Source organism: Capilliphycus salinus ALCB114379 (assembly GCF_047276495.1).
Classification (GTDB): Bacteria; Cyanobacteriota; Cyanobacteriia; order Cyanobacteriales; family Microcoleaceae; genus Capilliphycus; species Capilliphycus salinus.
In genome coordinates, this window is the sequence record NZ_CP178543.1 from 815,689 (window position 1) to 828,413 (window position 12,725).

The following is a 12,725-nucleotide window of genomic DNA, read 5'->3' on the forward strand; positions in this document are numbered from 1 at the left end:
ATAAAGCTTACTCCTAGAAACCCGGTTTATAGATTATTGGAAAATAAAGGTTATCCCACCAACTCAGTTTCTGTTATAAAACTGTCTTCGGTGATAGAAAATGCAGAAACATTGTTTAAAATTGCAATGGGTTGACCGAGTTCCAAAATACCGATAACGGTGGAAGTATCCCGCTGGAAAACCGCTAAGTCTGCAAAACTTAGACCATCCTCAAGCACAATTAAATCTTCCCCAACTTGGAAATCTTCAACGATATCGGTTCCGCTACTAGCAGAGAACACAAAATAATCGACATCTTCTCCACCAGTTAAGATATCATTTCCTTCGTCTCCAGATAACCAATCAACCCCTGCTTTTCCTTTCAAAGTATCGTTATCTTTTCCACCATAAAGACTGTCCTGACCTTCACCTCCACAAAGAATATCTGCTGCTTGATTTCCGCTGATAAAATCATCTCCATTTCCACCAATTAAAGTATCCTGACCGCCAGAAGCGAGTTCATCTTCTGTATCGCCAAACAGGATATCATTTCCATCATTTCCACAGAGTTTGTCATTTCCTAAATCACCAAAAAGAACATCTTCTCCCGTTTCTCCGTAGAGAAAATCATCTTCTTTTCCACCTCGAATGGTGTCGTTTCCTTCACCACCCATCAGGGTATCATTACTACGATTTCCTCCAATAAAATCATCTCCAAAACCTCCCCAAATCATATCTTGTCCTTCGGGTGAGGTGGTGTTGGGGTCATTGGTATCACCAAATAAAGTATCATCGCCTTCATCACCCGAGAGTGTATCATCTCCGAGATCTCCCCAAACCCGATCATTATCTTTTCCGGCGTAGGAAAAATCATTTCCTTTACCACCATAAATTTCGTCTTGTCCGTGACCACCTTGAATTAAATCATCCTCGGTATAACCAAACAAGACATCTTTTTCTCCCGCATCACCAACGGCGTTTTCACTACCATTCGACCCGATAATTGTGTCATTTCCCTCGTCGCCACAGAGGGTATCATTTCCTTCATCTCCAAAGAGGATATCGTTATGTTTTCCACCGTAAATCATATCGTGGGCTTCGTCTCCCATCAGCCGATCTTCTCCCTCATTTCCTGATAGGAAATCGTTCCCCAAACCGCCAAGCATCAAGTCTTTTCCGTTGGTGTCACGGGTTGCGGAATTTTCCGAGTCTCGACCTCCTAAAAGGGTGTCATTTCCACTGTCTCCAAGCAGGGTATCCCCACCGATATCACCGCGAATGCGATCGTCATCTTTACCCCCTTCAAGCCAATCTTCACCTTCCATTCCGTTGAGAATATCTTTTCCACCAAAGCTAAAAAGTGCTTCGTTCTCTAAGGTTCCTGCGAGAAGATCATCCGCTTCGGTTCCGTTAATGGAAATTCCCATTGTTTTCACAAAATTTTCGTTAAGCGTTAGACGCTTCGGTAACGAAATTGCTTCTAATTTAGGAATGGTTGAACATCCACAATTTGAGTTATTTCCTGTTGGGATAGGTGTGGGTAAATTCTCTTCGTTTTCTCCGTCATCGGTTCGGGGAATACTGGTGTCATCTGTGTCTTCTGTTGGAGGAGTAGAAGATGATCTCGGAGGTTTATTTCCACCACCGTTATTTACCGGAGTTTCATTTCCACCACCGTTATTATCGGGAGTTTCATTTCCACCACCGTTATTTACCGGAGTTTCATTTCCACCACCGTTATTTACCGGAGGTTCATTTCCACCACCGTTATTATCGGGAGTTTCATTTCCACCACCGTTATTTACCGGAGGTTCATTTCCACCACCGTTATTATCGGGAGTTTCATTTCCACCACCGTTATTTACCGGAGGTTCATTTCCACCACCGTTATTATCGGGAGTTTCATTTCCACCACCGTTATTATCGGGAGTTTCGTTCTCATTTCCTCCGTTATTATCGGGAGGTTCATTTCCACCACCGTTATCTACCGGAGGTTCATTTCCACCACCGTTATTATCGGGAGTTTCGTTCTCATTTCCTCCGTTATTATCGGGAGTTTCATTTCCACCACCGTTATTATCGGGAGTTTCATTTCCACCACCGTTATTATCGGGAGTTTCATTTCCACCACCGTTATTATCGGGAGTTTCGTTCTCATTTCCTCCGTTATTATCGGGAGTTTCATTTCCACCACCGTTATTATCGGGAGGTTCATTTCCACCACCGTTATTATCGGGAGTTTCGTTCTCATTTCCTCCGTTATTATCGGGAGTTTCATTTCCACCACCGTTATTATCGGGAGGTTCATTTCCACCACCGTTATTATCGGGAGTTTCGTTCTCATTTCCTCCGTTATTATCGGGAGTTTCATTTACACCACCGTTATCTACCGGAGGTTCATTTCCACCACCGTTATTATCGGGAGTTTCGTTCTCATTTCCTCCGTTATTATCGGGAGTTTCGTTCTCATTTCCTCCGTTATTATCGGGAGTTTCGTTCTCATTTCCTCCATTATTATCGGGAGTTTCATTTACACCACCGTTATTATCGGGAGTTTCGTTCTCATTTCCTCCGTTATTATCGGGAGTTTCATTTACACCACCGTTATTATCGGGAGTTTCGTTCTCATTTCCTCCGTTATTATCGGGAGTTTCATTTACACCATCGTTATCTACAGGAGGTTCAACAACTACAGGAGGTTCAACAACTACCGGAGGTTCAACAACTACCGGAGGTTCTACCGGAGGTTCAACAACTACCGGAGGTTCAACAACTACCGGAGGTTCTACCGGAGGTTCTACTACAGGAGGTTCTACCGGAGGTTCAACAACTACAGGAGGTTCAACAACTACCGGAGGTTCAACAACTACCGGAGGTTCTACCGGAGGTTCATTTCCACCATCGTTATCTACAGGAGGTTCTTCAACTACAGGAGGTTCTATAGGAGGTTCAACAACTACCGGAGGTTCAACAACTACAGGAGGTTCAACAACTACAGGAGGTTCTTCAACTACAGGAGGTTCTACCGGAGGTTCAACAACTACAGGAGGTTCAACAACTACAGGAGGTTCAACAACTACAGGAGGTTCTACCGGAGGTTCAACAACTACAGGAGGTTCAACAACTACAGGAGGTTCAACAACTACAGGAGGTTCTTCAACTACCGGAGGTTCGCTATCTTCTACTTCATCTCTAACAGTAATATTGAAGCTTTTAACATCGGTTAAACCATCAGAGTCGGTAACAGTAATTTCAACCTTATAGATGTTATCTTGATCAACATCTGTCGGGTTTTCAAAGTCTGGAGGCTGTTTAAAGTTTAATTCTCCTGTTGTCTGATCGATAGTAAATAAATCCCTATCCTCTCCATTACTGATCTGATAAGTTAAACCTTTGCTTTCAGTATCTTTTTCGTCTATCGCATCAATATCAGTGACTAAGGTTGTATTTTCGGTTATGGAAATCTCCCCGATTTCCACTTCGTCGTTATTGATGATTTTGGGCGGTAATTCTACATCTTTTTGAATAAAGATTCTTCCGGCTGAAATTAAGTCTAAGCTACCAAAAGATCTTTGTTTTGCATCAACTTCTGGTGTATTTTTCGGAAAATCGCTTAAACCAACTAAATCATTACTATCATTAACATCCGGGGGAAAAAGCGAGAACCCATAGAAGGTTTGATCGTTAGTAACTTTGAGATCGGCGTAGGTGATAAAAAGTCCTGCGATCGCTTGTACACTCCCTAAAGCTGCGGTGGAACGTAAATTCGCTTCACCGGGGTCTTGTCGCATCACTTCAGCGAGAATTGAATTGGATGATTTCCCCCAACTATCTGCACTAATATTTTGAAGTTTTCCAAATGCTGTCGGATTCCCTTCTTCATCAATTGCTGTTATCGCTGCAATTTGAAGCGGATCGTTTCCACCTCTTTCTAAAATTAAAAAGCCAATTTTATCTAAGAATTCTTGCGGACTTGATAATCCTTTGCTAGCAACAAAGTCTACCCTTTCAATGTTATTATTGTTGTTATCTGTGTTGCCTTGGTTGGCAAAAATATTATCGGTTCCTCTGTTAATAACCCCACTGTACAAACTCTCCTCCATTGTGGTGACTAGGGAGGGTTTCAATGAAATCTCGCTGTTGGTTCTATTTTCCTGTTCAAACCAAATGATTTGTCGTTCGCCTTTAATGTCATCATTATCAACTCGCTTGATATTGATTTTGTCCACAAAGGACACTAAATCATAGTTTTCACTGGTTTGACTCGTAAAACCTGTAATGGTCAGGTTATTTTGTTCTCCCACCTGAAAGTCGTGGGTAAATGTCTGTTTGGGAGAGTTAACTTCTGGCGCTGTATAGCGATCGTCACTGTTTTCGGGTAGATTATCGTAAACAGCAATTATGTCTCTAATAGGGGTAGTCATCAATTTGCACTCCGGTTTGATTCTAATCTTTCGATTAGAGTTTTTTCAAGGATTAAGGATAAAGAATGGTTGTTATCGGATAATTTCAGACTCAGAAATTTGTGTTTTCTAAGTCTGAAGCAAGAGATGCCCCTGTTAGTTTATTAACATCTCAGTATTTTCTCGGACTTCAGCTATATGTACAGTGTAATTTATTGAAAAACCAATGTCCGTATTTTTCCGGGAACTTTACAGAATTTTTACAAATTTACTGATTTGATAAACATTAGCTAGCTGAAAAAAAATAAAGTTCAAGATTAGATATTATATGTTATACTTTTGTCGAGCTTCATTTCAAGAAAAATCCTTCTATAATGCCAGTTTCAGGGTCAGTTATCTATTTTTAGTTAAACCCAAGTTTTTCACTTTCTCTTTTGGGAGTTCTAGAAGATATTTTCTCCGTATCACTATATTTTTTTGACTCGCTGCTATCCGTAAAAATACGCAAATTTTAGCAATTGTGAAACCTTCTTATTTTTAATACATAGAAACGGGTTCCAATCAACTTTCTTTTATACAGACTCACAAGCTTTAACATCGAGGAGAAATGGAAACTCGATCTAACTACTCAATAGAAATTAACCCGAAATTTCAATAAAAATACCGTCAAGGCTTGAAATACAGACCTTGACGGCGAAATACTCACGATGATTGATAATTTCGACAAATTTCTACAAGCGACTGGCTTCTACTTGTCGGACCACCGTTAACGCCGAATAAGACACCCCCGCCGTTCCTTCTCCCGGATGGGTACAGTCTCCGACTAACCATAACTTGTCAAAAGGGGTGCGGTTGGCAAACCCAAACGGGCCAAAGGTCGGTATTCGTTGACCTATTCCCCCAACTACCCCTTGATCGCGGGCGGTAAAATGTGCGAAAGTGCGAGGTGTAGCGGCTTCTTGGTAAACAAGCGTTTCCGGGGTGAGGTGAAAATAGGAACTCAAGCGGGCGATCGCATCTTTAGTATACTGTTGTTTTAACCCTTGATAATCGTCACAATTCCACCATTGGCGAGTATCGGTAAAACTCGAAGCGGTAATCGTCGCTTTCCCCTCCGGTGCGCGTCCATCGCCGGGATGACTCACCGAAACAAACAGGGAATTATTCTCCCCAATGATGCCATCGTAATCATAGAGAAATTGCAGATGAGGCGGACATCCGGGCGGAATAGCAGATTGCTCCACACCCAAGTATACAACGAAAGCGCCGGAAGCGGAAGGCAATTTATCAACTCGGCGTTTATAACCCTGTTGGAGAAACTCAGAAGGCGTTTGAGGTTGACTTTTCCCCATTCCCGTCAGTTGAACTAAATTTTGAGTCGTCACATTTGCAACCACAAAATCAGCCCTTTCTCGCCAAACTTCCCCGGTTTTTTGATTTTTAACCCGGACTCCGGTTGCTTGACCGTTCTCGGTTTCGATCGCTTCAACAGTATGGCGCATTAACAGTTTACCACCATCGCGTTCCAAAGCTTCCACCAAGCGATCGCTCAACACCTGCATACTGCCTTGTAAATGATACAACCCTTGGGGTTCGGTTGAAACCCCCAAAGCGGTTGCTGCGTACAATAACGCCGTTTCTTCGGTATCAACTTGAGAATAAAGTTTTAGTTGTAAATCTAAAAAGGTTTTTAACCGTAAATTATCATCCAATTTGTACAAACGCAACGCATCGGCTACGGTCATAAACGTAAACGGAAACGTAATGGCCGTATCGGGACGAAGTGCTTTTATCAGTTGCCAAAAATCCCAAATATTGCGGGGAGGTAATACCGGATCGCGTCCTTGAAACCGCCAACTGGCTTGAAATAATCGGTTCATTAATAACCAAAACGGTTCGCTACCCGGAAACTGATTTTGACGTTCTCTTTCCCATTTTTTCGGATCTCTCCAAACACTAATGGGTGAGGTTTCATTGGGGAGAAATACCGCACAAGCCGGGTCGCAAGGCGTGGCTTCAGGGAGTTCAATATTGAGTTCAGAAAAAATTCGATGATGAATTCCTCCCGGTTCGAGTCCGGCGACCTGGGTAGCCCCCACATCAAACGTAAACCCCCGTCGTTTGAAGGTGGAGGCGCATCCTCCGGGGACGATAGCCTGATCGAAGATGAGAACATCATAACCCCGATGGGCTAGTAACGCGCCTGCGGTGAGTCCCCCTATTCCCGCACCAACTACGATAACTCGCGGTTTTGACTGATTTCTGTGAACCCTTGACATGGATTGGCTTAATATTTCTTAACGTATTTTATCATAATTCATCTTCGGCGATCGCGCAGACATCGCCACCAGAAGGAGCCTGAGGTGTTAAACTAATCGTTATTCGGTGTTTTTATAGCCCTATTTTTTATGTCCGTAGCGAAAGATTTGGAAGCTTGGCAAACTCAAAACTCCGAGGAAATTGAAGTTCCTCCGAGTGATTTGTACAGTGAGGAACCGCCTTTGGAAAGTTATCTGCATCTCAAACAAATTTTGTTACTCTTATCGGGTTTGGAATGGTTTTGGCGAGATCGAGATGATTTTTTTGCGGCTGGAAATCTAACAATTTATTATAGTCCCCGCCAGATTAAAACTCAAGATTTTAGAGGTCCCGATTTTTTTGTGGTGTTAGGAACCGAACGCAAACCCCGGAAAAGTTGGGTGGTTTGGGCCGAGGAGGGGAAGTATCCTAATATTATTATTGAATTGCTTTCCGACTCGACAGCCAAGACAGATAGAGGAGAGAAAAAGCTAATTTATCAGAATACCTTCCGCACACCGGACTATTTTTGGTTTGATCCCCATACATTGGAGTTTAAAGGGTTTCATTTGCTCGATGGAGAATATCAAGAGTTGCAACCGAATGAAAAAGGTTTGCTTTGGAGTCAACAACTTCAACTTTGTTTGGGGGTTGAACGGGAACAGTTGCGGTTTTTTACGCCCGAAGGGGAATTAATTTTAACGCCCGAAGAAACCGCAAAAGCCAATCAAGAACAATTAGAAATGGAACGACAACAATTGGAAATAGAACGACAAAAAAATGAAAAATTAGCTGCAAAATTGCGAGAGTTAAATATCGATCCCCAGACTCTCTTGTAGAAAAATTGGCGATCGCAATATCGGGTGTTCTACTCGGCAACTGTAGGAGGATAATCCCGCAAACAATAAAACGTGTAAGTTGAGCAGACCGTAGAAGTTACGCGAAAAACAAGCCTGCAATTGTCTTAGAGTAAGTTAATCTAGACGAAACCGATCGCTTTGGCAGAGTCAAAGGAGAATTTGCTAAAATTATCCGGTAAATTTTGAAGAATGTCTCAAACTGTGCTGAAGATAAAAGGCAAGCGTCTTAAGATAGAAAGAGAAAAAACAATGTGGGATGGCAGCCAATGACCTCAACTTTAATCAAACCCTCTTCTAGTCGTTCGATCAATGCACCAACGGTACATCGGCTATCTAACGGTCTCACGATTGTAGCAGAACAGTTACCCGTCGAAGCGGTGAACCTAAACGTGTGGGTTAATGTGGGTTCGGTCAATGAACCGGATGATATTAACGGTATGGCTCATTTTCTAGAGCATATGGTGTTTAAAGGAACACCCCAGCTGAAAATGGGTGAGTTTGAGCGACTCATCGAAGAACGGGGGGCTGTGACCAACGCAGCCACCAGCCAAGATTACACTCACTATTACATCACAACCGCCCCGAAAGACTTTGCCGAGTTAGCCCCGTTACAACTCGATGTGGTGTTTAATGCTAGTATTCCCGAGGATGCTTTTGAACGGGAACGGTTTGTGGTACTCGAAGAAATACGTCGTGCAGAAGATCATCCCAGCCGGCGATCTTTCCGACGTTCGATGGAAATGGCTTTTGAACGGCTTCCCTACCGACGTCCGGTTTTAGGGCCATCGGAGGTCATTGCTCAAGTCAGCGCTCAACAAATGCGAGATTTTCATCGATCTCACTACCAACCGAGTTCGACAACAGTAGCAGTTGTGGGAAATTTACCGGCTCAAAAGTTGATTGAAATTGTCGAAAATTCCATTAACGAAATTAATCCTCAACCCCAACAAGCAACAACCGTTGAACCGATAACCGCCCATTTAACTCCAGAAACCCGTTTTAACAGCATAGTTCGACAGGAGATCGTCGATCCGAGTTTACAACAAGCCCGACTGATGATGGTTTGGCGGACACCGGGATTGAATCAACTCGATCAAACCTATGCCCTCGATATTTTAGCAACGATTTTAGGTCAGGGACGAACCGCCCGTTTAGTTCAAGATTTGCGAGAAAACCGGGGCTTGGTTTCGTCAATTTCCGTCAGTCACATGACTCAACGCCTACAAGGGGTATTTTATATCTCCGCTCGGCTTCCCGTCGAAAATATAGCCGAAGTAGAAGCCGCTATTGCTCAACATATCGAACGGGTACAAACGGAGTTAATTTCAGAAGCCGAAATTGCTCGCATTCGCACTCAAGTTGCAAATCGTTATATCTTTGGAAATGAGACACCCAGCGATCGCGCCGGACTTTACGGTTATTATCAGTCTGTCGTCGGAGATTTAACCGTAGCTTTCAACTATCCGGCGAGCATTCAAGCGATCGACGCCGAAGATCTGCAAACTGCGGCTCAACAATATCTATCACCGACGGCTTATGGTGTAACTATTCTTAAACCGATGACAGCTTAGGTCTAGAAATTGAGGCGAGAATTTCTCCCCGTTGTCGAGAGGATTAAAGTTGATCGAGATATCGTAGCCCAGTTATCGTAAAAACTGGAGAGTAGCTTTTCTCCAAGTCCCCATTTAATCTCCCGATAGAGATCGTAACCTATGACTAGGACTGCTCAATCACCCTACACCAACGAACAAACCACCGCATGGATACGTGGACTATTGACTCTGGCTTTGGCAGATGGACAATTTGATACAGAAGAACAAGATCTAATTGTTTCTCTGACCCAGCAACAGTTGGGAACAGATACCGATGTATCCACCCTCGAACCCATTTCGCCCCAGGAGTTAGCCGCCTATTTGGGAAAAGGAACCGAAATGGCAGAAAATTTCCTCAGAACTGCCGTAATGGTTGCTTTAGCCGATGGGATTTATTCCGTGTGCGAAGATGACCTCATGCACCAGTTTTGTCAGGCTTTGGATCTCAATGATGAGGTTTTAAAGTCTTTGCGGCATACTTTGGAAGATCTTGAGGCTAAACAAGCTCAAAGCGCTGAGGGTGGAATCGTTAAACCTCCCGAAGGACATCAGCTTGATGTTTTGCATCCGGTTAAACATTGGTTGGATGACTGGGAGGTTCACGATCCGAAAGTGGCTCGTTTTATCTGCAAGATGATTCCTCCCCAATGTCCGTTTGAACGGGATGTTACCCTGTTTGGTCGCAAGATTGTTCATATTCCGCCCATGTGTAAAATTAACCCGCTCTATGAACAGCTTGTTGGTTTGCGTTTTCGGGCGCTTTCCTATTTGGCTGATGATTGTCAAGAAGATGTCTCGAAGTATATATAGCATCATCGAGAATCGGCAATCAATTGTTAAGCAGTTTTCATCATCTGTAGGGGCGGCTTTTCACAGTTTACAGTTTACAGTTACCAGTAGCACGGTACTGTTGACTGTTGACTGTTGACTGTTTAAACCCGCCCCACCCCTCTAGAAAATTTTGGCGATTTGCAGAAAACCCGCACAATTTTGATGAGTAAAGAGTATGTCTACCTTGGATGTTCATGTTGGAATTTGTCCAATTGAGGGATTGGGCAATGATCCAACAGAGTGAACGGAGTTTCAACTAGGGCTATCTTTGGGGATTCTGTAACCGATGAGTCGAAAAATAAAAATTCAGGAATTTGCAGAAAACCCAAAGATTTTATCTGAGTAATAACTGTCTACCCAATGTCTAAACTCTAATCCGGGAGCAACATCTAATTGCTTCTGGATTTTTTTGTCATCGCCACCAATAAACACCCGGCAACTCTAAAAAATTGTCCATCTGTAGATCGGGTTTGTCCCCCCCTGTGTATAATTTTAACAACTAAACACATAAAGCGATCGGCCCTCTGCTAGACTTAATTTTGTGTACTGTGGAGGGATGCAATGGCAATTGAATTTACAAAATACCAGGGTTTGGGTAATGACTTTATCTTGATTGACAATCGTCATCAGTCAGAACCTCTCGTCACTCCAGACCAGGCGATGCAAATGTGCGATCGCAATTTTGGGATCGGCGCTGATGGGGTAATCTTTGCCTTGCCCGGAACCTCCGACACCGATTATACTATGCGGATTTTTAACTCCGATAGTTCCGAACCCCAGATGTGCGGCAATGGGATTCGCTGTTTGGCAAAATTTATCGCCGACTTAGAACGCCGCGACGGTAAAATAAAAGAGCATCCGTCTTCTGTCCGCTACAAAATAAACACTTTGGCAGGTCTGATCGCGCCAGAGATTCTCCCGGATGGACAGGTAAAGGTGGATATGGGAAAACCCCGACTGCTGGCAGGAGAGATTCCCACAACTCTCGCAAAAGCCGATGAGAAAGTGATCAATGTGTCTCTGTCGGTGGCCGAACAGTCCTGGCTCGTTACGGGTGTGAGCATGGGCAATCCTCACTGTATCACCTTTGTTGAAGATGTGGCGGCGATTCCTTTGGCCGAAATTGGCCCCCAATTTGAACATCATCCGGCCTTTCCAGAGCGAACCAATACCGAATTTGTCCAAGTGATTCAACCCGATTATCTGAAAATGCGGGTTTGGGAACGGGGAGCCGGTGCTACCCTCGCTTGTGGAACCGGCGCCTGTGCTGTCGTGGTGGCGGGTGTGTTAACCGGAAACTGCGATCGCTCTGCAACGGTAGAATTACCCGGAGGATGTCTGATGATTGAATGGTCAGCCGATGACGATCGCTTGTACATGAGCGGACCTGCTGAACGGGTATTTACAGGTCAGTGGTAAGAAATTAATTCCTCATCGATACTATAATATTTAAGGCTGATTTCGTCAAAAAATCCAAAACAGGGACAAAAATTGAGACTCTTGCATCATTAAAATCAGTCTTAAAATTGTTGATGGGTTAGTGGGGTGAATCTCAACGCTAGATTTTTAGTAGAAATTTTAAACCAATAAAATTGGCATAATGGCTATGGGTGGAGGTATATATCTGATCCAAGATGACGATCAGCTTGTGGAAATGATGGAGCAAGCTTACGACTCTGAAGATCAGCTTCAAGAATTGTTAGAAACCTATCCGAATTTGTTAGCAGGAGATGAAATAGATCGGGCGACACCCAGACGGTGGTTGCTCATTTCTCGGGAAGTTGCAATTCCCGGAGAAGAAGAACCGAGCGGACGTTGGTCACTGGATCATTTATTTCTCGATCAAGATGCAATTCCAACTTTAGTCGAAATTAAACGCTCTCATAACGCCGACACTCGTCAAAAAATTCTCGGTCAAATGCTCGACTATGCCGCCAATGTTGGCATCTATTGGCCCTTAGAATCGACCATTGCTCAATTTGAATCCAATTGTCGCGAACAAGGTCGCGATCCCGAACAAGTTTTTGAGGACTTTTTGGGTTCAGATTCCGACGAAGAACGGTTTTGGCAAAAGGTCAAAACAAACATTCAAGCCGGAAAAATTCGTCTGATTTTTGTCGCCGATGAAATTCCCGCCCCCTTGCGACGTATTGTTGAATTTCTCAATGAACAAACGGACCCGGTAGAAGTTTGGGCGTTAGAAATTAAACAATATGTTTCTCAAGATGGCTTAAAAACATTGGTCCCCCGCGTGATCGGTCAAACCGCAGAAGCACAGCAGAAAAAATCCAGTGCAACCGGGGAAAGACGCCACTGGGATGAAAATTCTTTCTTTGAAGAACTCAAGGTTAGACGGGGTGTTGATGAGGCGGAAATGGCGGGAAAAATTCACGCTTGGACCCGCAAGCAGTCGGAAACCGATGTGCAGTGGGGAACGGGAGATATTTATGGGGGTTTTGCCGCAATTGTGCATCAAAAGGGTAGAAAACCTCATAAATTATTTAGCGTTGATATTTCCGGGCGCCTAGAAATTTCTTCGATTAAATATGGTTCTCAACCGCCTTTTGATCGCGAAGATAAATGGGTAGAACTTCGAGGAAAATTTAGTTCAATTGGGTTATCCCTTCCCGTCGATCAAACCGAGTTTAGATCCCCCGCAATTCGTTTATCGACTGTTCAAGATGAAGCCGAACTCAAAAAAGTTTTGGAAACATTTGATTGGGTGGTAACGGAGATTAAAAACTCATAATTGATCATCCTCA

7 protein-coding genes are annotated in these 12,725 nt (G+C 43.6%); 5 read left to right on the forward strand and 2 right to left on the reverse strand.

Features of this window, described 5'->3' with window-relative positions; all coding sequences use genetic code 11:
- Positions 1-50: 50 nt before the first annotated feature.
- Complete coding sequence (locus ACL6C3_RS03405) at positions 51-4,403, reverse strand: cadherin domain-containing protein (protein ID WP_413165351.1); 4,353 nt, start codon at positions 4,401-4,403, stop codon at positions 51-53.
- Positions 4,404-5,113: 710 nt separating this feature from the next.
- Entirely contained in the window at positions 5,114-6,661 is a 1,548-nt protein-coding gene (gene crtD, locus ACL6C3_RS03410; RefSeq protein ID WP_413165353.1) for a C-3',4' desaturase CrtD, read from the reverse strand.
- Between the two features lie 129 nt (positions 6,662-6,790).
- On the opposite strand from crtD, the gene ACL6C3_RS03415 reads away from it, so the two are divergent.
- The 5 genes from ACL6C3_RS03415 to ACL6C3_RS03435 all read left to right on the forward strand — a co-directional run bounded on the left by ACL6C3_RS03415 (position 6,791) and on the right by ACL6C3_RS03435 (position 12,712).
- Positions 6,791-7,519, forward strand: coding sequence for a Uma2 family endonuclease (locus ACL6C3_RS03415; RefSeq protein WP_413165354.1), 729 nt, complete (start codon positions 6,791-6,793; stop codon positions 7,517-7,519).
- Positions 7,520-7,806: 287 nt separating this feature from the next.
- Positions 7,807-9,111, forward strand: coding sequence for a M16 family metallopeptidase (locus ACL6C3_RS03420; protein ID WP_413165356.1), 1,305 nt, complete (start codon positions 7,807-7,809; stop codon positions 9,109-9,111).
- 141 nt (positions 9,112-9,252) lie between these two features.
- A complete protein-coding gene (locus ACL6C3_RS03425; protein ID WP_413165357.1) occupies positions 9,253-9,942 on the forward strand; it encodes a Mo-dependent nitrogenase C-terminal domain-containing protein in 690 nt (229 codons plus the stop codon).
- Positions 9,943-10,524: 582 nt separating this feature from the next.
- A complete protein-coding gene (gene dapF, locus ACL6C3_RS03430) occupies positions 10,525-11,382 on the forward strand; it encodes a diaminopimelate epimerase (protein ID WP_413165359.1) in 858 nt (285 codons plus the stop codon).
- Between the two features lie 187 nt (positions 11,383-11,569).
- On the forward strand, positions 11,570-12,712 hold the full coding sequence (locus ACL6C3_RS03435; protein ID WP_413168247.1) for a hypothetical protein: 1,143 nt from the start codon (positions 11,570-11,572) through the stop codon (positions 12,710-12,712).
- Positions 12,713-12,725: the final 13 nt, after the last annotated feature.